The organism is Luteitalea pratensis (assembly GCF_001618865.1).
GTDB classification, from domain to species: Bacteria; Acidobacteriota; Vicinamibacteria; order Vicinamibacterales; family Vicinamibacteraceae; genus Luteitalea; species Luteitalea pratensis.
This window is the reverse complement of the sequence record NZ_CP015136.1, coordinates 2,524,136-2,542,792: the sequence shown is the minus strand read 5'-3', so window position 1 is coordinate 2,542,792 and position 18,657 is coordinate 2,524,136. Positions and strand designations below refer to the sequence as shown.

At 67.8% G+C, this 18,657-nt stretch carries 15 protein-coding genes and 2 pseudogenes; 5 read left to right on the top strand and 12 right to left on the bottom strand.

Translation table 11 applies throughout. The annotated features are described in order from the left end of the window. Positions 1–31: 31 nt before the first annotated feature. From LuPra_RS10435 to LuPra_RS10415, 5 genes are all read right to left on the bottom strand, one after another. Positions 32–1,321: an MFS transporter gene (locus tag LuPra_RS10435; RefSeq protein WP_110170680.1), complete on the bottom strand. Its 1,290-nt coding sequence runs from the start codon at positions 1,319–1,321 to the stop codon at positions 32–34. A 148-nt stretch (positions 1,322–1,469) separates the two neighbouring features. After that, positions 1,470–1,649 (bottom strand): carboxymuconolactone decarboxylase family protein, encoded by a 180-nt coding sequence (locus LuPra_RS10430; protein ID WP_110170679.1) that lies wholly within the window; start codon positions 1,647–1,649, stop codon positions 1,470–1,472. A 108-nt stretch (positions 1,650–1,757) separates the two neighbouring features. Next, positions 1,758–2,036, bottom strand: a complete 279-nt coding sequence (locus tag LuPra_RS10425) for a carboxymuconolactone decarboxylase family protein (RefSeq protein WP_110170678.1) — start codon at positions 2,034–2,036, stop codon at positions 1,758–1,760. Positions 2,037–2,041: 5 nt separating this feature from the next. Beyond that, entirely contained in the window at positions 2,042–3,367 is a 1,326-nt protein-coding gene (locus tag LuPra_RS10420; protein WP_110170677.1) for an APC family permease, read from the bottom strand. Position 3,368: 1 nt separating this feature from the next. Continuing rightward, positions 3,369–6,326: a TonB-dependent receptor gene (locus tag LuPra_RS10415; protein WP_162271352.1), complete on the bottom strand. Its 2,958-nt coding sequence runs from the start codon at positions 6,324–6,326 to the stop codon at positions 3,369–3,371. 225 nt (positions 6,327–6,551) lie between these two features. On the opposite strand from LuPra_RS10415, the gene LuPra_RS10410 reads away from it, so the two are divergent. Beyond that, on the top strand, positions 6,552–7,214 hold the full coding sequence (locus LuPra_RS10410) for a PAS domain-containing protein (RefSeq protein WP_110170675.1): 663 nt from the start codon (positions 6,552–6,554) through the stop codon (positions 7,212–7,214). 167 nt (positions 7,215–7,381) lie between these two features. Beyond that, positions 7,382–8,110, top strand: coding sequence for a class I SAM-dependent methyltransferase (locus tag LuPra_RS10405; protein ID WP_110170674.1), 729 nt, complete (start codon positions 7,382–7,384; stop codon positions 8,108–8,110). A gap of 35 nt (positions 8,111–8,145) precedes the next feature. On the opposite strand, the pseudogene LuPra_RS10400 reads toward LuPra_RS10405, so the two are convergent. Together LuPra_RS10400 and LuPra_RS10395 are read right to left on the bottom strand one after the other, a co-directional pair. Further along, positions 8,146–10,150 (bottom strand): annotated as a pseudogene (locus tag LuPra_RS10400) (PQQ-dependent dehydrogenase, methanol/ethanol family). A gap of 334 nt (positions 10,151–10,484) precedes the next feature. After that, complete coding sequence (locus LuPra_RS10395; RefSeq protein ID WP_157898984.1) at positions 10,485–11,819, bottom strand: amidohydrolase family protein; 1,335 nt, start codon at positions 11,817–11,819, stop codon at positions 10,485–10,487. A gap of 151 nt (positions 11,820–11,970) precedes the next feature. Between LuPra_RS10395 and LuPra_RS10390 the strand changes: the two genes are divergently transcribed. Both LuPra_RS10390 and LuPra_RS10385 read left to right on the top strand, forming a co-directional pair. Next, the gene (locus LuPra_RS10390) at positions 11,971–13,275 is read left to right on the top strand and encodes a class I SAM-dependent methyltransferase (protein ID WP_157898983.1); all 1,305 of its coding nucleotides are present in this window, start codon (positions 11,971–11,973) and stop codon (positions 13,273–13,275) included. A gap of 170 nt (positions 13,276–13,445) precedes the next feature. After that, the gene (locus LuPra_RS10385) at positions 13,446–14,483 is read left to right on the top strand and encodes an SMP-30/gluconolactonase/LRE family protein (RefSeq protein WP_234800820.1); all 1,038 of its coding nucleotides are present in this window, start codon (positions 13,446–13,448) and stop codon (positions 14,481–14,483) included. A gap of 70 nt (positions 14,484–14,553) precedes the next feature. Here the strand turns inward: LuPra_RS10385 and LuPra_RS10380 are convergent, their stop codons facing one another. Together LuPra_RS10380 and LuPra_RS10375 are read right to left on the bottom strand one after the other, a co-directional pair. Beyond that, the gene (locus LuPra_RS10380; RefSeq protein ID WP_110174628.1) at positions 14,554–14,988 is read right to left on the bottom strand and encodes a CBS domain-containing protein; all 435 of its coding nucleotides are present in this window, start codon (positions 14,986–14,988) and stop codon (positions 14,554–14,556) included. A gap of 296 nt (positions 14,989–15,284) precedes the next feature. Continuing rightward, positions 15,285–15,836 carry a MarR family winged helix-turn-helix transcriptional regulator gene (locus LuPra_RS10375; protein WP_157898982.1) on the bottom strand — a complete coding sequence of 184 codons (552 nt, stop codon included), beginning with the start codon at positions 15,834–15,836 and terminating at the stop codon, positions 15,285–15,287. Between the two features lie 59 nt (positions 15,837–15,895). On the opposite strand from LuPra_RS10375, the gene LuPra_RS10370 reads away from it, so the two are divergent. Next, positions 15,896–16,765, top strand: coding sequence for an alpha/beta fold hydrolase (locus LuPra_RS10370; RefSeq protein WP_110170670.1), 870 nt, complete (start codon positions 15,896–15,898; stop codon positions 16,763–16,765). Between the two features lie 110 nt (positions 16,766–16,875). On the opposite strand, the gene LuPra_RS10365 is transcribed toward LuPra_RS10370, so the two are convergent. The 3 genes and pseudogenes from LuPra_RS10365 to LuPra_RS34380 form a co-directional block, all read right to left on the bottom strand. Beyond that, entirely contained in the window at positions 16,876–17,751 is an 876-nt protein-coding gene (locus LuPra_RS10365) for a DUF6528 family protein (protein ID WP_110170669.1), read from the bottom strand. Positions 17,752–17,974: 223 nt separating this feature from the next. Then, positions 17,975–18,190: a hypothetical protein gene (locus tag LuPra_RS31770; protein ID WP_157898981.1), complete on the bottom strand. Its 216-nt coding sequence runs from the start codon at positions 18,188–18,190 to the stop codon at positions 17,975–17,977. A gap of 193 nt (positions 18,191–18,383) precedes the next feature. Then, positions 18,384–18,634: pseudogene (locus LuPra_RS34380) on the bottom strand (class I SAM-dependent methyltransferase); the annotation flags it as partial. Positions 18,635–18,657: the final 23 nt, after the last annotated feature.

Below are 18,657 nucleotides of genomic sequence, written 5' to 3'. Positions count from 1 at the left end.
GGGCGGGAGTCAGCCTCGCGCGTGACGGCCTTCAGGGCCGTGCGAGGGCGGCAGGACCGGACTGAAGTTCCGCCGCCGCGGGATCCTTCACCAGGATCCACAGCAGCGCGGCGCCGGCGAGATCGAGCACGGCCAGGCCGATGAAGAATGGCGTGTAGCCGACGGTGGCGACCAGGCCGCCGATGAGCAGCGAGAAGATCAATAGTCCCGCGTTGCCGAACGTCCCGGCCATGCCGGCGACAGTCGCGACTTCGCTGCGCTTGAACAGGTCGGACGACATCGTGATGACCGTCACCGACAACGTCTGGTGCGCGAAGCCGCCCAGGCTTAACAGCGCGATGGCCGTATACGGGCTTGCGACGACGCCGACAAACCCCATGCCCATCATCAGGCAGGCGCCGAGGGTGAAGGCCCAGCGGCGCGCGTTGATGAGCGTGATGCCGCGCTTCTGGAGCCACATCACGAGGACGCCGCCGAAGAGACACCCCAGGTCCGCGGCCAGGAACGGCATCCACGCGAATAGCGCAATCTGCTTCAGGTCGAAGTGCCGCACCGTGCTCAGGTAGAGCGGCACCCAGAACGTCAGCGTGCCCCACGTCGGGTCCGCCAGGAAGCGCGGCAGGGCGATGCCCCAGAAATTGCGCTGGCGCGCGATGTGTGCGATTGACGGACGCCGGCCGTCGTCGCGCAGGTGCGCCTCCTGGCCCGCAGCGATGTAGGCGCGCTCCTCGGCGGACAGCGACGGATGGGTGTCGGGCGCCTTGTACAGCCACACCCAGAGGACGACCCAGATCAGGCCCAGCACGCCGGTGATGACAAACGCGGTCTGCCAGTTGTAGGTCAGGATCGCCCACACCACCAGCGGCGGCGCGAGCATCGATCCGACCGAGGCGCCGATGTTGTAGACGCCGCCGGCGAGGCCGCGCTCCCTGGCCGGGAACCACTCCGCGGTGGCCTTCATGCCGGCGGGGTTCGCCGATCCTTCCGCAAAGCCCAGCAAGCCGCGCAGCACGGCGAACATCTGCCAGTTGTGCGCCAGACCATGCGCCATGCTGATGAGCGACCACGCCGTGGCGAAGATCGCCAGGCCGCGCTTGAGGCCGAGCACGTCCAGGACGTAGCCGCAGACCGGCTGGAACATGATGGCGACCTGGAAGGTGCCCACGATCCAGGAGTACTCGCGGGTGGAGATCCGCAGGTCCTCGAGCAGCGTCGGGGCCGCGACGGCGAGCGTGCTGCGGGTCAGGTAGTTGATGATGGCCCCCAGCATCACCAGGCCGATCATCCACCACCGCAATCCTCGGACGTTGGCTCGGGCCATGTCGCGCGCGCTCACTGATCAGGACCGTCACGTCGCGAGCGGCCCGGGGCCCAATGCCCGGGCTCGGCGACGAACTCGTTTCGGCGGCGACCTTACCATGGAACTGGGCAGTACGGCGTGACGCTCGACGAAACGGGCGGCGGTTCGGTTACGCGTCGCGGCCCACGCCGAGCGCGTCGGCGACGCGATTGATGTAATTGAACCATGACGCGATCAACGTGATCTGCAGGATGCCGCGATCGTCGAAGCCGACGGCGCGCAGTCGCTCGTGAAACGCCGGCGAGATGCGCGTGGCGTCCTTGGTGATCTGCTCGACGTACTCGAGCATCACGCGATCCTGCTCCGGAAGTGCGACGGCCCGGAAGTCGGCCTTCAGCGCGTCGACGAAGTCCTCGTCCAGCGTGACCCTACGCAGAAACTCTGCGTGCGACTCCAGTCAATACTGGCACCGGTTGGTGGCCGACACGACCGTCGTGATCATCTCGTGCTGGCGACGGGTCAGCGGCAGATCCGGCGACATCAGGGCCCCGAACGCCGCGAACGAGTGCAGCATCGCGTCGGGAATCAGCGAGTGCGACGCGACGATGCCCTCGGTCTGGGCATGGTGCGGGTGGGTCGGCTGCGCGTATTCGATCGGGTAGAGCTTCTGCTGCGCCGCACGTGCCTGCTGCAGGTTCTCGTCCTCGTCGAAGGGAATCACTTTGATCCAGGTCATGGCGATCAGCTCTCCAGCAGCGGTGTGAGACGCCGCGCGTGAATCATACGGTAGACAGGAACAGCCGCGGCGACGACCACGACACCGAGCAGCGCCTGCATCGGATTGCTCGCGCCGATCAGGAGCAGCAGCACCACGACGAGCGCAAGGAACACCACGGCGGACCAGGGATGCATCGGCACCTGGAAGTCCGACTCACGACGCCGCAGCACGAGCACGGACGCCACCGTTGCGGCGATGAACACGACGGTGATGAAGACGAAGAAGGCGACGATCGTGTCGAAGGTGCCGATCGCCACGAGCACCGAGGCCAGCACCGCCTGTGTCGCGATGGCCCGGGCCGGCGTGCCGAAACGCGGATGCAGGGCGGCTGCCGCAGCCGGGAAGACGCCATCCTGCGCCATGGCCACGTACAACCGCGGCGCGATCATCTGCATCGCGCCCAGGCTGCCGAGCACGCACACGATCACGATCGCCGCCACGGCCGTCCCGCCGCCGGGACCGACAATCGCCTCGCCTACCTGGGCGATGAAGGCCTGTCCCTCGGCGACTTGCCCGATCGGGACGACCGCGATGAACGACAGCGTCGCCGCCGTATAGGCCAGCGTCACGATGGCCAGTCCGGCCCACAGCGCACGCGGCAACGTCCGGGATGGGTCCCGAACCTCGCCGGCGATCTTGGTGACCTCCCACCAGCCGCCGAACGAGAAGAACGCGGCGACGAAGGCACCAGCCACGGCACCAAGCAGGGGCGGCGCATGCGGATGCCGTGACACGAAGGGCACGAAATGGCTCCACGCCGCCGCCGGACTCACGATCGCCCCGAGGGTCAGGATCACGACCAGCACGATCTTGAGGACGGCGATCGTCGTCAGCAGGCGCACGCCGACCCTGACGCCCGCGATGTGCACGGCAGCGAAGGCGGCGATGGCGCCGATGGCCACGGCCCGCATGGCCACGTTGCCGAGAGGGACGATGTAGGTCGCGTAACTGGCGAAGCCGGTCGCCAGGGCGGCCGTGATTCCCGGGTCCATCACCAGCAGGCACTTCCAGCCGTAGAGGAAGGCCACGCGCGGCCCGTACGCTTCCCGCAGGTAGACGTAGCCGCCGCCGGCGTGCGGGAAGCGCGCCGCCAACGCCCCGTAGCAGAGCGCACCGCAGATGGCCATCGTCCCCATGACCGCCCAGACGAGCAGCACTCCCAGTGGAGAGGCAATCGTCCGGATGATCGTGCCGGGCGTCAGGAAGATGCCGACGGCTATCACTTGCCCGACGACCAGCGCCACCGCCGAAGGCAACTGCAGCGGCCGCGAGGACCGTGCCGTCGCCATCTCAGAACGTGGCCCGTACGGCGAACTGGAACGCGCGCGGGCCTCCGGAACCGAACACGCCGCCTGCAGTGCTCACTGCCTCGCCGAAGCTCGACGATTGCATGAACCCCGGATCGGCAGGGTCGGCACTGTCACGCACGAGCACGTTGGCGTACCCGGAGTAATTCTTCACGCTCACGCCGAGGATGTTGGTCACGTTGAAGAGATTGAAGACCTCGACGATCGGCTCGATGCGCACGTGCCCCGCGAAGGTGAACGGCCGTGAGATGCGCAGGTCGAACGACGAGAAGCCGTCACCGAACCGGACGTCGTCCCGGACGTACGGCAGTGGCTGCCCGTTGATCCCGCCCGAGGCGTTGAGATCGACGAGCGCGCGATTCAGGTCGGCGCCGGTTTCGAAGATCCGGCCGCCGGCGTTGCGCTGAAACGCTGGCACGCGGGTCAGCCCGTCGGGCATCAGGATGTCCATCGGCACGCCGGACGCGAAGGTCATGATCGGCGCCACCCGCAGGCCGGCCGGGGCGTCCATCCAGGCCGCGAGCGTGAAGCGATGCCGCTGGTCGTTGGGCGTCGGCCCGTACTCGAGGCGCAGGTTGTCCGGATCGATGGGCCCGCTGCCGAACGGAATCTGGTCGTCGTTGGCGTAGTTGAACGCCTTGGCGAACGTATAGGCCGCGCGGAACCCGAAGCTGGTGCTGCGCCGCTCCGCGCTGACCAGCAACGCGTCGTAGTGGGTGTTGACGCTCGACTCGAGGTTGACCACCTGATCGGGGCCGCCGACCACGGGGTTGTACACCGCACCGATCGGGCGGCCGATGATGAAATGCGTGCCGAGGTCGTGCACCCCGTCCACGCGCAACACGGTGTTCCACGGCAGCTCGCGCTGGAACCCGAGGTTGAACTGCTGCACGCTCGGGTTCTGCATCGTGTTGTCAATGATGTTGATGCCCGAGGCGCCAGCGCCCGGGAGGATGAAGCCGGTGAACGGGTTGGCCGTCGACGGAGCGAACGGCGGAAACTGGCCAGTCATCGAGTCGAGATAGAACACGTTGCCGGCGCGCACCTCGATCGGGAGGGCCCGGCCGTCCAGGCCGCGTTCGAGCGACTGGATCTGCAGCGTGATGCGGTCATAGTAGATGCCGTAACCGCCGTGGACGCTCGTGCGGCCATCGCCGGGGGCCCAGTTGAAGCCGATCCTCGGGCCCCAGTTGTCCAGGTCGCGACCGCGGGTGCCCTGCAGGAACGGCTGGACGATCGGGTTGATCTCGTCGACGCGACTCACGTTCTTCACGTCGGTGTCCATCTCGTAGCGCAGGCCCACGTTCAGCGTCAGGTCGGGCCGCAGGCGCCAGTCGTCCTGTACGAAGAAGGAGACGTAGTCGTTGTCGGCGTCCGGGATCACCAGCGCCTGATCGGGCTTGCCACTGCGGAGCGTCACCGCGAACAGCAGGTCGCCATCGTCGACGCGGCCATCACCATTGCTGTCGTAGCTCGGGAAGTCCTCGATGAACTCGAGGCGGCCGTCCTGGAAGACGCCGAGGTCGAAGGCGGCGTTCACGCGCTGCCACTCACCGCCGAGGCGCAGGCTGTGAGCCCCGCGAGACAGTGTGAGCGTATCGGCCAGCTGGAAGCGCTTCTGCGTAGTGCCCTGCGGCACGCGGAAGGACGACCCGTCGAGCATGCTCGGGAAGGTGTGCTGCGGGCCCGGCGCGATCGGCACGATGGCGTTGTCGAACGTGCTGAACGAGGCCGTGGCGGCGTTGATGAGCGTCGGGCTCACCACCCGCGTCCATGTACCGACCACCGACTGGTAGCTGTTGCGGCTGCGCTGGCGATACGACGCCGACCCGATCGCGCGATCGAGACTGCTGGCGCCCGTGTCCTCGGCCCTCTCGCCGGCGTATCGCAAGCTCAGCGCGTCGGCACTGTTGCGACGCCAGTCCACGCGCCCCGAACCAAGCGTGTCGTCGAGCGGCGCGGCGGCAAAGGACCTGCGGATGGCGCGGGCTGCCACGTCACGTTCGCCCACCAGCACGGCGCCGTCCTGGTTCCGGTACTCGGCGGCCGCGAACCAGAACGCCTTGCCTGACACCAGCGGGCCGCCGACGGCGCCAGCCAGTTGCTGGCGATCGAAGGGGAATGAGTCGCCGCTCGATCGATCGTAGGTCGCCGGCAGCCCCTGCCACGCGCTGTCGCGCGCGAAGAACGAGAACGACCCGCGCAGCTGGTCGGTGCCCGATCGGGTCACCACGTTGATGACCGACGAGGCCGACCGTCCCGATTCGGCCGTGAACCGCTGCGTCGCGATCTGGAACTCCTGCACCGACTCCTGGGTGACGTTCTGCAGCGGTCCACCAACGACATCGTCGTTGTTGTCGGCGCCGTCGATGGTGATGTTGCCGCCGCGACCGAGCTGGCCTGCCGAGGAGATGACGACCGAGTTCGACTTGGTGGGGTCGAAGTTGGGTGCCGGCGTATTGCCCGGGACCAGGAGCGCCAGTTCGAGGAAGTTGCGGCCATTGAGCGGCAGGACCTCGATGGCCGTGGAGGGAATGACGGCGTCGACCACCGAACGCGAGGTATCCACGGCGGCGGTTGCCGCAGAGACCACGAGCGTCTCACGCACGGCCGCCACGGCCAGATCGACGTCCACGACCAGCGTCTGCCCGACTTCGAGCAACAGCCCGCGGCGGGTCGCGGTGGCAAAGCCCTGTGCCGCGATGGTGAGGTCGAGCGTCGCCGGTGGCAGGTTTGCCAGCAGGAAACTGCCGTCGCCCGACGTCGGCACGGCGCGGGTGAATCCGGTGTCCGCACTCGTCACGGTGACGGTCGCGGCAGCGACCGGCGCCGCCTGCGCATCCCGGACGCGGCCTCGCAACGTCGCCGTCGCCTGTCCATGCGCTGACGTCGTCGTCAGCAGGCCAATCATCACTATCGACAGGACACACAGATATCGCATTCGTTCCGCCTCGGCGGCCGCCTGGCCACTCACACAACCGTGAAGCGCGTAGCATGGCGCTCGGGCGAGCATTGGCGCAGCCCGCAAACCGACTAGGACCTGTTCCGCAATTGCCTTAGCGCCCCATCTTGTTTGTGGTCGTGTGCGGAAGGCCCTCCCTCAAGTCCGCCCCGCTGCGGCCGAGTTAAAATCGGTGCGCATGGCTTTACCGGCAGCGACTCGACGATGACCCCTCTGGACGTACCCGCCCTCACTCCTCCGGTCGACATGGAGCACCGGTTCTTCGAGCTGTCGCTCGACCTCCTGTGCTACGCCGACTTCTCGGGCTATTTCCGTCGCCTCAACCCCGCGTGGGAGGCGACCCTCGGCTTCACCCGCGCCGAGCTGATGGCGCGCCCGTCCATCGAGTTCGTCCACCCGGAGGATCGCGAGCGGACCATCCGACAAAACCGGGAGGTCAAGTCCGGTGGTCAGGCGCGCTCGTTCGAGAACCGGTACCGGTGCAAGGACGGCTCGTGGCGCTGGCTGTTGTGGAATGCCACGCCCGATCTCGATCGCCGCGTGATCTATTCGGTCGCGCGTGACGTCACGGCCCGCAAGGCCGCCGAAGCCGAGCGGGAGCGCCTCGTGATCGAGCTGCAGGCCGCACTCGCCGAGGTCAGGACGCTGCGGGACTACCTGCCCATCTGCTCGTACTGTCGCAAGATTCGCAACGACGAGAACTACTGGCAGAACGTCGAGAGCTACATCACGTCGCAGACGGGGACGCAGTTCAGTCACGGCATCTGCCCGAGCTGCTACACGACCGTGATGGATGAACACCTGGCGAGTCGCGCACCGGACCGTCAGGCCACGGGCGACGACGCCGCGTCACGAGACACTGCCTGAGACGCGGCCGGGGCATCAGGGCGTAGACGAGATTCCGAAGGTCGGCGCCTGCGTGCCTGCAATGAGCGGCACCGGACAAGGGCGGCCGCGCCACCGCCGATGCCAAGGGCCACGGACATTGCGCTGACGCAACGTCTGGGCAACTCCTTCCCGGCACCATTGGTCCCATGTCCGATCCACTGGCGGGTTCTGCCTGGAGTGCGTCGTCAACGGTGCAGGGGTTCAGTCAATCGCCTCCCAACGACACCTTGCTGTCGTTTGCGGCCGCGGAACTGGCCAGGTGCCGGCCCGGCCGCGCCATCGACATCGGCTGCGGGGCGGCGCGCAACGCCGTCCACCTGGCCAGGCAGGGCTGGCGCGTGCTCGGTACCGACTTGTCACAGCCGATGCTCGACGCCGCCCGAGCTCGGGCCGACGGCGAGCGTCATGCCGATCGCATGCGGTTCGTCCTGGCGCCCATGCAGGCGTTGCCTGCGCCCGACGGCACATTCGATCTCCTGGTTGCACACGGCATCTGGAACCTTGCCCGTTCGACCGCGGAGTTTCGTTCGGCCGTCGCCGAGGCCGCGCGTGTCTCCGCGCCTGGCGCCGCGCTGTTCGTGTTCACCTTCTCGCGACAGACGCTGCCGCCTGCCGCCACACCAGTGCCCGGCGAGACCTTCGTTTTCACGCAGTTCTCGGGCCAGCCTCAATGCTTCATCACCAGGGAGCAACTGCTGGAGGAACTGGGGCACGTCGGGTTCGTCCTCGATGAAGCCATCCCGCTCAGCGAGCACAACCTCCCCGCCGCCGGCACCATCCACGCCGCGCGGGTCCCGGTGATCTTCGAGGCGGCCTTCCGCTACACGGGGCATGATGGTTGGCCGCACACCTCTGCCTCGCGCTCCTCATCGTGAGCGTGGCAGTATGCCGCGTGCTTGCAGGGCCTCGCTCACCGCGCTTCGGGTCCGCGATGACGCGAGAGATACCTGATGATCGTCTCGCGCTGGTCCGGCGTGCCCGGCATTCCTCGCCCCACCATGTTCGCGACGGTTTCACGCCATCCGTCCTCGGGCTGACGGAAGCGCGTGACGACGGTCGGCTGGTGACAACCGCCACACAGTTGCTGCACGAGCGCGCGGGCGGGCTCGTCGGGCAGGCCGACACGGTCGAACTCCGCACGAATGGCTTCTGCAGTGTTGATGCCCGACGGATCCTCTGGCGGGGCGACGGGATCGAGCGACGGCATGGGCCCCTTGCCATCGACAGCGAACGTGTAGAGCCGTCCGGGCGCCTGCGTGCCGCTGCGTCCCGTGGCAACGGTGACGTACTGCACGCCGTCGATCGTGTAGGTGATCGGATTGGCGAAGCCGGGCGCAAGCATCACCGACCACATCTTGCGGCCGGTGTCGGCCGTGTAGGCGGTGAAACTGCCGTCGTTCGATCCATGGAACAGCAGGTTGCCCGCGGTCGCGAGCGTGCCGCCGGTGATGCCGGGGCGATCGAAGGTCAGCCGCCATTTCTCCTTCTGCGCGATCGGATCCCACGCGACGAGGAAAGCGCCCTGCTGCTGGCCGCCGCCGGCGCCAACGATCTGCGGCGGACGACGCACGGGGGGCGCGGGCGTGGCCGGTGCTGGCGCAGGCGCGAGAGCCGGCGTCCCGCCCGGATGTGTCGCGGCATCAACTGGCGCGGGGCGATTGCGCGGGCGTCCCGTGTTCATGCGGCCCATCTGGTGCTGGAAGTCGGGATCCCACGCATACGTGCCCGTCGTGTCCTGTCCGGGGATGTAGGCAAGGCCCGCCCCCGGATGCCACGCCATGGCATGCCAGCTATGTGCGCCATCGGAGCCCGGTGACAATCGCTGGCCTGTCGTGCCGTAGTTGGCGTCGGGGGTCTCGATCGGACGTCCGGTGACCTGGTCGACACCCGAGGCCCAGGTGACCTTCGTGAAGGGCTGAGCCGAGATGAACGCGCCGTTGGTACGGTCGATGACGTAGAAGAAGCCGTTCTTGGGCGCCTGCATCAACACCTTGCGCACCCGGCCATCCATCTTCACGTCGGCCAGGACGATCGGCTGCGTGCTCGCGTAGTCCCAGTTGTCGGCCGGCGTGGTCTGGTAGTGCCAGACGTATTCGCCCGAATCCGGGCGGATGGCGACGATCGAGCAGAGGTACAGGTTGTCGCCGCCGCCCGGGCTGCGGAGATCACGCGACCAAGGCGAACCGTTGCCCGTGCCGATGTACAACAGGTCGAGTTCGGCGTCGTACGCCATGCCGTCCCAGGGCGTGCCGCCGCCGCCGTACTTCCACCATGCGCCGTTCCACGTCTTGGCGGCGCGCTCCATCGCGGCATTCTCGAAGCCGAGGCTCGGATCACCGGGGACCGTCCAGAAGCGCCACACCTGCTTGCCGGTCTGCGCGTCGTAGGCGGCCACGAAGCCGCGGACACCGAATTCCGAGCCGCTGCTGCCGGTGATGACGCGCCCCTTGATGACGCGCGGCGCGCTCGTGATGCTGTAGTCGTCGGCCTTGCTCGCGACCTGCGCGCTCCAGATCGTGCGACCGTTCTTCGCGTCGAGTGCGACAAGGCGGCTGTCGAGCGTCCCCACGAACACTTTGCCGTCGTGATAAGCCACGCCGCGATTCACGGGCCCGCAGCAGAGGCTCGGGCCGAGGCGCGTGCGCAGCCCACGTGCGTCGGTCTTGAACGTGGGATGCGGAATCTGCGGATCCCAGCGCCACTTGACCTTGCCGGTGCGTGCGTCCACCGCCACCACGACACTCCACGGCCCGGTCGAGTAGATGATGCCGTCGAGCGACGAGGGGCGTGCCCTGGATCTGGCCGGGAAACGCATCGAGATCGGCGGCCCAGACGAGGCCGAGACGCGCCACGTTGGAGTCGGTGATCTGCGTCAGCGGGCTGTAGTGGGTCTCGGCGGCGTCCAGCCCGTACATCGGCCATTGCGCGTCAACATCACGGCGGCCTTCGGCCTTCGCCAAAGCTGCGCCGGACGAGTCGTCATTCGGCCTTCGGCCTTGGGTCGCTCGTGCGGCGCTCTGCGTTCGGCGTTCTGCGTTCGGCGTTCCGCCTGCGCCAAGGCTACGGCGGACAAGTCGGTCGGCGGCGTTCCGAGGTGTAGCCGCCGGACTTTATCCGGCAGTCAGCGTCGCGCTCACCCAGACAGTCGAGGCACAACCGGCACAACGAGCAGCGTCAGCAGGCCCAGGCGATGAGCTGTGGAGCGGAGACGGCCCGCTCGGAGAGCGGGCCCTACCGTTGGCAACCAGATCATCGAGCCCCCTCCGCGCGTGCGGCCAGCTGTCTCTCGATCGACGCCCGCATCGCCGGCAGGTGCCGCAGCGCGTTCTGGTAATAGATCTTGCGCAGCACCGCATCGGGCAGGCCGAGTCCCGAGATCTGCCAGCGGCCGTGCCCCGGCGAGCCGAGCGGCGTCCGGACCTGCGCCGGGTGTGGGAAGTACTCGTCGAGGGTTTCGAGCGCGCGCCAATGCGGACGCCAGAACTCGTCCGCGCCCCGCGACTGGCTGCCGTCGGTGCCGAACAGCACCCGGTCCTGGTACTTGATCAGGAATTCGCGCCAGAAACGCGGCGCGCGCCCGAGGTCCTGAACGGTGGCCGAAATCTCGACATCGGCATTCGGGTACGTGTCGAGGAACGACGCGAGCTTCTCCGGGTCGTAGTACAGCATCGCCAGGTGCGCGTTCACGAATCGTGTCTTCGGGTGCTTGCGATGCATCTCGCGACGCGCCTTCTCGATGACGTCGTTGGACGGCCCACTCTTGAAGTAGTTGTTGGTCTCGTCGCCCTTCTGGTGCCAGAGCCCGGCTTCGTAGCGCTCGTTCTTCGGACCGATGGGATAGAAGCGGCCGATCGAGTCGCTCAGGTGGATCATCACTGGCTTGTCGTACCTGGCCGCCATGTCCCAGACCGGGTCGAGACGCGGGTCATCGGCCTGGATGAACGAGCCGTCCGGGTTCTTCGCGCCGAGTCCGAGCTGCTTGGATACCTTCATCCCCTGCGCGCCAGCCTTGAACGCGCGCTCCATCTCCGCGGCGAATTTCTGCGACCACCCGGGTTCGTTGATCCCGTCGGCACTGAAGGTGATGAAGTTGGCGACACGGTCCTTGTAGGGCACGCCCTCGGCAAGCACCTTGTCGAGTTCTGCTCCCGTGCCGCCGTTGAGGTTGACGATGGCGCCCATGCCGATGTCGTCCATGAGCGCTATGAGCTCGTCGTAGGCGGCCTTCGACGTCAAGCCCCGGGCATGGACGTGAAAGTCCAGTGCCGGAAATTTCGCGCGCCAGATGTTGGTCCGCGGTAGCCGCAACAGCGTGAGCGGCATCGCCGGGGTCTCTTCGCCCGGCTGCTGCCACCCCTGCGGTGGCGCCACTTGGTCCAGCACTGGCAGCGGCGGCACCCAGGTGGCCCCCTCCTTGACCGACGCCGGGGCCTTCGGCTCGATCGGCACGTCAGGCGCCGCCTTCGCGCGGCCTTGCGCGGCGGGCGCCTGCGCAAGGAGGGATCCGGGAAGGGACGAGACCGCGGTCGCAGCTGCAGCGGCGACGACGACCAGGGACGTGAGATGCAGGGACCAACGTGGCATCAGGGCTCCGGGGAGGGGTAATCGTGCGCATTCTGGCATGACTGGAGGCACGATCGCGGCGATGGTGAGTCGCGATGAGGTGGAGGCCGCACACCGGTACCTGTGAACCGCCTGCCGGAGGACGAGCCGCGAAGGGCCTACAATGCGCCCGGTGTTCACGACCGCCCAATGCGAGACCGAGGGCGCGGCCATCGCGGCGGCGATGCAGGCGCGGATGCCAGCCTGGGTTGGTGGCAACATCTCGGTGCACGACCAACCGCTGCTGGCCGGGCTCACCGTCCTGCTCGCGCCGTCGAAGGTCGTGGAAATCGGCGTCGCGAGCGGCTGGAGCGGGTGCCTGTTCATCGAGGCCCTGTCGCGCATCGGCCGGCCGGCCGAGTACATCGGGATCGATGCGTCACCGACGTACTACCTCGATCACGTGCGGCCTACCGGCGCGGCGATCGGCGAGCTCTTCCCCACCCCACCCGTGGCCACACGCTTGCTGCTCGGCCAGATGGCGGCCGATACCGTCGATGTCGTCGGCCCTGGGGTGGAACTCGCGTTCATCGACGGTGACCATCGCCACCCCTGGGCCTTGCTCGATTTGCTGGCGTTGTTGCCGGTGCTGGCGCCCTCGTCGCACGTCCTCATGCACGACCTGCACCTGTGCACGTACGAACGGCACAAGCACACCAACCGCGGCCCGAAGTACCTCTTCGAGGCGTGGCCGGGGCCGAAGGTGCACTCGTCACAGCGTCCGCCGATGATCGGCGCCATCCAGCTGCCGCCGGCGCCCGATCCGGCATGGCTGACGATCGTGCTCGACACGCTGCACACACCGTGGGAGACGCCGGTGCCAGCCGAGGCGATCGCGGCCGTGGCTCGCAGCGTCGACCTGGCGCTGGGCACCGGGTGGGCCGCGCGCTTCCGGAGCACGCTCGAGGCAATGAACGCCGAGGCCGCACGGCAGGCGGCGATGGCACGGGCCGGATCGACGTCGAAGATCGGCGAGGCCGTGCTGGACTCTGCCGCGCGGACGCCCGACCCAACGGCACGGGCCGCACTCCTCGAGGAAGCGGCGAACTATCTGCCGGCTGACGCGCGCATCCATCATGCGCTGGCGGTCGCGCTGCAACGGTTGCAGCGGCTCGACGCGGCGCTTGTCGCGTCGGCACGGGCCCTCACCCTGTCGCCGCGCAACGCCAGCGTCGTCTCCTTCCATGGCCAGTTGCTGGCCGAGTCCGAAGACCTGGCGCAGGCGGAGGTCCTGCTGCGTCGCGCCATCGATCTCGACGACCAGCAGCCCGCGTACCACGGGCGCCTCTCCCGGCTGCTCGCGCGGCAGGGTCGCGTCGCCGAGGCGATCACGCACGCACAGCGCAGCATGTCGCTGGCTCCTGGCGACCAGGCGCGGCGCAGCGAACTCCGCGACCTCGAGGCGCGCCTCGAAACGGGCCGAGAGCAGCAGCCGTAAGAGGCTGCCAGCTGCTACAGGCTAGAGGGTAGAGGCTAGAGGGTAGAGGCTAGAGGGTAGAGGCTAGAGGCTAGAGGCTAGAGGGTAGAGGCTTTCTGATTGTTGCCGGCCTGCCCGCCGACTGGCTCGTGGATTGTCTCGCGTTATGATCCGCGCTCCGGAGGAAACGCGTGACGAGACTGAACGTGATGACGGGCGCCGCGGCGCTCGCAGTGGGCGTCGGCGCCGGGGTCATGCTCGCGCAGGCCCCGCCGTCGGTGCCGTACTTCGTGGGCAACGCCCTCGGCCTGCCGGTCGAGCCGATGACCGCCGGCACGTTCGCGGCGACGTCGTCCAACGTCAAGGTGTTCGGCGCCATCTACTCGGCCGAGAGCTGTTCGTACGATCCGGTGCGCAACCTGATTGTCGTACCCAACCGCGGCGTGCCTCAGAACGTGCAGACCAACAACGCGTGGGTGTCGCTGCTCAACCACGACGGGTCGGTGCACACGGCGCGCTGGATCGGCGTCCAGAACCCCGGTCCGCCCCGGGCCGCGCTGACGCCACCGCTCGTGCTCAACGAGCCGTACGGCAGCGACGTGGTCGACGGCACCCTCTACCTGGCCGATCGCGATGGCAGCACCAGCCCAGACGACAAGGGCGTGGCCGTGATCCGGCGCTTCACGCTGGCGACGGGGCTGCCGGCCGGGGAAACGCGCGTACCGGACGTCGAGTGGTTCAACGACATCGCCGTGGCCCGCGACGGCACGGTCTACGCGACCCAGACCGGGGGCACGACGGATGCTGACGCGGCGACCTGGCAGGTGTGGAAGATCACCCGCGACGGCGTGGCGACCCGGCTCATTCAGGGCGCGCCGCTGCGGCGGCCGAATGGCATCGCGATCGACCCGCAGGGCAACGTGGTCGTGGTGAACATGCTGGCGCCGGACGTGCAGACGTACTCGCCGGCCGGCGCGTTGCTGAAGACCGAGCAGGCGGCCCAGGCCGGCAACGACGGCGTCGTGATCATGGCCGACGGCACCAAGTACGTGAGCAGCGTCCTGCAGGGCGGCGTCTCGAGACTGCGCCCGGGCCAGGCCGCGGAACTGATCGCCACCAACATCCCGAGCGCCGCGTCGATGTGTTACGACCCGGGCGCCAACCAGCTCGTGATCCCGATGAACGCCAACAACGCCTTGGCGTTCGTACCGCTCGGCGCACCTCGCTGACGGCTCCGGTCTCAAGCCTCAAGCCTCAAGCCTCAAGTCTCAGGTCTCAGGTCTCAGGCATCAGGCATGACTAACCGCCGCTCATGATGAAGCTCTCGAGCGTGCTGATCGTGGATTGTTGTTCCTGGACCACCGCGCGCACGACGTCGCCGATTGAGATCACGCCCACGAGGCGGTCCTCGTCGAGCACCGGCAGGTGGCGGACGTGTCGTTCGGTCATCACCGCCATGCACTCGTCGCAGGTCCATCTCGGCGTCACGCTGACCAGTGTCGCCGTCATCACCTCGCGCACGGCGGTGTCGTGCGAGGCCTTGCCCTGCAGCACCATCTTGCGTGCGTAATCGCGCTCGGAGAGGATGCCGATCAGCTCGTCGCCGCTCGTGACCAGCACGGCGCCGATGTTGTGGGTGGCCATCACCCGCAGGGCATCGAGCACGGTGTCGTCCGGGCTCACCCTGTGCACGTCGGTCTTCCCCGTCAGCATGTTCCGCACGAGAGTCGTCATGGCTGCTCCTGGCTCGGCGACGACGGCGACGCGGGCCGTGCAAATGGCACGACGCGGCCGTCCGGCCGTCGGATTCCCCTTCTCGGTGGCTCCGCGCACACTACGCCCCGCCGCAGCGTCGGTCAAGCGGCGATCTGCTCAGCGCTCAGGGCCTTCAGGCCTATGGCGTCAGGCCTTCGGCCTTGGACCGTCAGCGTTCGGCGTTCTGCATTCGGCGTTCGTCTCAGGTCGCAGGTCTCAGGTCTCAGGCTCATGCCTCAGGCCATCCTCGAAGGCCCAGGACCGACCCCAATCCCTCAACGTCGAGGTGAGGTGACCTTGGCAACACCGGCGAGCCGGCGCGCCTTCAATGCAGCCGGTGGCGCGGGCCGGCGCGACGGAGGCGCAACCGTCCATGCCTGCAATACGGGCAACATCGCTTCGAGGCCGGCGACCACGTCGTGCACGGCCGCCGCCCCGACGACACCGGCCAACTGCCCTTCGAGGTAAACCAGCACCGATCGGCCGTATCGGAACGCGGCCTCGCCCTCCGCCGTCAGGCGGACCAGTTGTGCGCGCCCATCCGCGGGGTCAGCTGCAAACTCGACCAACCCCAGCGCTTCGCAAGCCTTCAGGGTCTGGCCGACGGCCTGCTTGGTGATATCGGCGCGGCGTGCGAGTTCGCTCGGCCGAATGCCGTTCCGGTCGAGGAACGGCACCAGCCGCATGAGTGCCGGGCGGGCGATGCGATCGCCAGCCTCACGGTTGACCTGTGCCTGCGCGACCTCGTCGAGTAGGCGCGCACAGGTGATGAGGAGTGGGCCGAGAGGGGTGCGCGTCGCTGCCGGCATGCCCCGAGTCTCGAACACGATTGGCGATCTCGTCAATGCCATTGTCTATCTAGACAAGGTCGTTTACCATCTGGGGCATGATCGGAGATGCGTCGTGGCTCGATCGCAGCCAGTGGCCGTGGCCTCCACGCAGTTGCCCGATGGCCGACGGCATGCTCCACTACGTCGACGAGGGCGAGGGCCCCTCGGTGGTGCTCGTGCATGGCACGCCGACCTGGGCCTTCGAGTGGCGACACGTCATCGCAGGCTTGCGCGACACGCGGCGCGTCGTCGCTCTCGATCATCTCGGCTTCGGCCTGTCTGAGCGACCCGCCAGCGCAGACTACCGGCCAGAGGGTCACGCCGCACGGTTTGCCACGTTCATGGACCACGTCGCGGGCGCTGCGCCCGTGTCGCTGGTCGTGCACGACTTCGGCGGCCCGATCGCACTCGCATGGGCACTTGCCAACCGGCAGCGCGTGCGCACGCTGACGGTGATCAACTCGTGGATGTGGTCCTTCGCCGACGATCCGGTGATGCGGCGACGAGCGGCGATGGTGGACGGCGCCGTGGGACGGTTCCTGTATCGGTATGCCAATGCCTCGCAGCGTCTCATCATGCCGTCGGCGTACGGCGACCGGCGCCGCCTCACGCGCGCCATCCACCGCCAGTACCTCGAGGTGTTCCCGGATCCCGAAAGCCGCGAACGCGTGCTGTTCGCGCTCGCCCGTGCGCTACGCGGATCCAGCGCGTTCTACGCGGGCCTGTGGGCGCAGCGGGACCGCTTGCGGGGCCTGCCGTTGTCGATCATCTGGGGCATGCGCGACACCGCCTTCGGCCCTGCCATCCTCGAGCGCTGGACCGACGCCTTCCCCCAGGCCAGGGTCACCCGCATCGGTGACGCTGGCCATTGGCCACACGAGGAGCTGCCAGAGCTCGTCCTCGCCGCGCTGCGACGGACGGTCTGAACTCGGGACTCGGGACTCGGTGATTCGGGATTCGGTGGGCCTTGGACCGTCGGCTTCGGCCTTCTGAGCCTGAGTCCTCCGTCCTCCTTCCTCCGTCCTCCGTCCTCGCCCTACCGGATCCACCTCACCTTGTACAACCGCTCGCCGGCAAGGTGGACATCGCCCGCCGGGTGACGGAACCGGATGTGGCTCGTCCACCAGTCGGGCGTCTCGGCCTGCGTATAGGCGAGGCGACCGGTCTTGGGATCGATCACGGCGCTCTTGACGTCGTGCACATTGCCGAGGTCGGGGTCGGGCGTGAACGTGTGCGCATCCCGGTCGAAGCGCCAGACGCCGGCGTGGGTGCTGACGATCAGATGCGGGGAGTCGGGGACGGCACCGAGCTCGTGTCCGCCGACGTCAGGGAGCGGGTAACGGGAGTCGACCCTGAGGCCGGGACGCGGTGTGTCCCAGTCCTTCAGCCGGTACGCGAACAACTCCTTTTCCCCGAGGGCCCACAGCAGCGACCGCGACGCGTCCCATACAACGCCGTGGCCGGAGAAGAGTTCCGTGGCAAAGAGCTCGCGGGCCGGTTCCCGGGCATCGAACAACGACAGCCGGTTGCCGGTGCCCTCACGGACGCTGCAGGCCAGGACGATGCGGTCGCCCGGGAGCAGCTCGGCCGAGTGGGTGTTGCCGCACTCCGCCCACCAGACCGTCCGGCCGGTCGATCGCTCGACCAGTGCCGCGCCATCACTCGAAGCGGTGATCAGCACACGATCGCCGGCCACTGGCTTGCATTCGTCGGTGGTGCGGAACTTCGTCTTGTAGGGCTCCGGCAACTCCGGCCGATCCACCGCCTTCCAGCTCCAGACCTTGCGCGGCGCCGCGGACACGTCGAGCACGAACACCTCGTCCCACCCGCAGACCAGGAGCGACTGGGCTGGCGCGGGCGAAACAGCCGCAAGCAGCAACGACGCGACGAGAAGCAACTGAAGACGGGGCATGGCGAGGCAGGAGAAACGAGGAAGACAACGCAACAGGCCGTGGGCCCTGGGGAAACTGCCTGAGACCTGAGACCTGAGACCTGAGACCTGAGACCTGAGACTTGAGACGTGAGACGTGAGACTGGACTCGGAACTGGCGACCTCGCCGCGGCACGAGCTGGCCACGGCTACGACAACGACCGTCACGTGCACGCGGACACGGTGACAATCGATGCGGGCACGTTCACGGTCTCGCCTCATAGTACTCGGCGTAGCCCGCGATCGACTCACCGATCGCCGCCGCGCGCTCGTCGCCGGACAGTCCGTCGAAAAGCGGCCGGAGCGGAATGGCGATGTCGTAGAGGTGCTGCCAGAGTTCGCTCGGCGAGCCCGGCCAGGGCAGCACCATGCTGCGGCGATCTTCGCGTGTGTCGCGGAAGCCAGACAGCGGTGAGCGCATCGACAAGTTTCCCGGGAGGCGCGAATCGCAGGGGTGTCGGCGCGTCGGCAGGCGGTGGAGGCGGAACGAGGCGACGCGCAAAGGGACCCACGGCATGCATGAAGTACGGGCTCTCGTCGGGCAGGCCCCAGACCTGTAATGTGACGATGCCTCCTGGTACGAGCACGCGCTTGATCTCGGCTAAAGCGCGCTGTACATCGACGAAGTACATCACGCCAAGGCGTGAGGTCACACGATCAAAGCTCTCCCGACCGAACTGCAGATCCTCGGCATCCACTGCGACGAAGTCCATGTTGGCGATTCCCGCCGCAGACGCGTTCTTTCTGCATTCTCCAGCATCTGGGGGCTGAGATCCGTGGCGGTGACGCGACCGTGGGGCCCGATCATGCGGGCAATCTCGAGAGCAGGGTCGCCCGTTCCACACGCCAGGTCCAGCACACGCATGCCGGGCTCGAGACGCGCATGCT

Excerpts from the sequence above, each read along its gene's own strand:
- LuPra_RS10425 (WP_110170678.1), bottom strand. The coding sequence starts at position 2,036 with ATGACCTGGATCAAAGTGATTCCCTTCGACGAGGACGAGAACCTGCAG.
- LuPra_RS10410 (WP_110170675.1), top strand. The coding sequence starts at position 6,552 with ATGACCCCTCTGGACGTACCCGCCCTCACTCCTCCGGTCGACATGGAG.
- LuPra_RS31770 (WP_157898981.1), bottom strand. The coding sequence starts at position 18,190 with ATGCGCTCACCGCTGTCTGGCTTCCGCGACACACGCGAAGATCGCCGC.
- LuPra_RS10370 (WP_110170670.1), top strand. The coding sequence starts at position 15,896 with ATGATCGGAGATGCGTCGTGGCTCGATCGCAGCCAGTGGCCGTGGCCT.
- LuPra_RS10435 (WP_110170680.1), bottom strand. The coding sequence starts at position 1,321 with ATGGCCCGAGCCAACGTCCGAGGATTGCGGTGGTGGATGATCGGCCTG.
- LuPra_RS10380 (WP_110174628.1), bottom strand. The coding sequence starts at position 14,988 with ATGACGACTCTCGTGCGGAACATGCTGACGGGGAAGACCGACGTGCAC.
- LuPra_RS10415 (WP_162271352.1), bottom strand. The coding sequence starts at position 6,326 with ATGCGATATCTGTGTGTCCTGTCGATAGTGATGATTGGCCTGCTGACG.
- LuPra_RS10430 (WP_110170679.1), bottom strand. The coding sequence starts at position 1,649 with ATGCTCGAGTACGTCGAGCAGATCACCAAGGACGCCACGCGCATCTCG.
- LuPra_RS10395 (WP_157898984.1), bottom strand. The coding sequence starts at position 11,819 with ATGCCACGTTGGTCCCTGCATCTCACGTCCCTGGTCGTCGTCGCCGCT.
- LuPra_RS10365 (WP_110170669.1), bottom strand. The coding sequence starts at position 17,751 with ATGCCCCGTCTTCAGTTGCTTCTCGTCGCGTCGTTGCTGCTTGCGGCT.
- LuPra_RS10420 (WP_110170677.1), bottom strand. The coding sequence starts at position 3,367 with ATGGCGACGGCACGGTCCTCGCGGCCGCTGCAGTTGCCTTCGGCGGTG.
- LuPra_RS10405 (WP_110170674.1), top strand. The coding sequence starts at position 7,382 with ATGTCCGATCCACTGGCGGGTTCTGCCTGGAGTGCGTCGTCAACGGTG.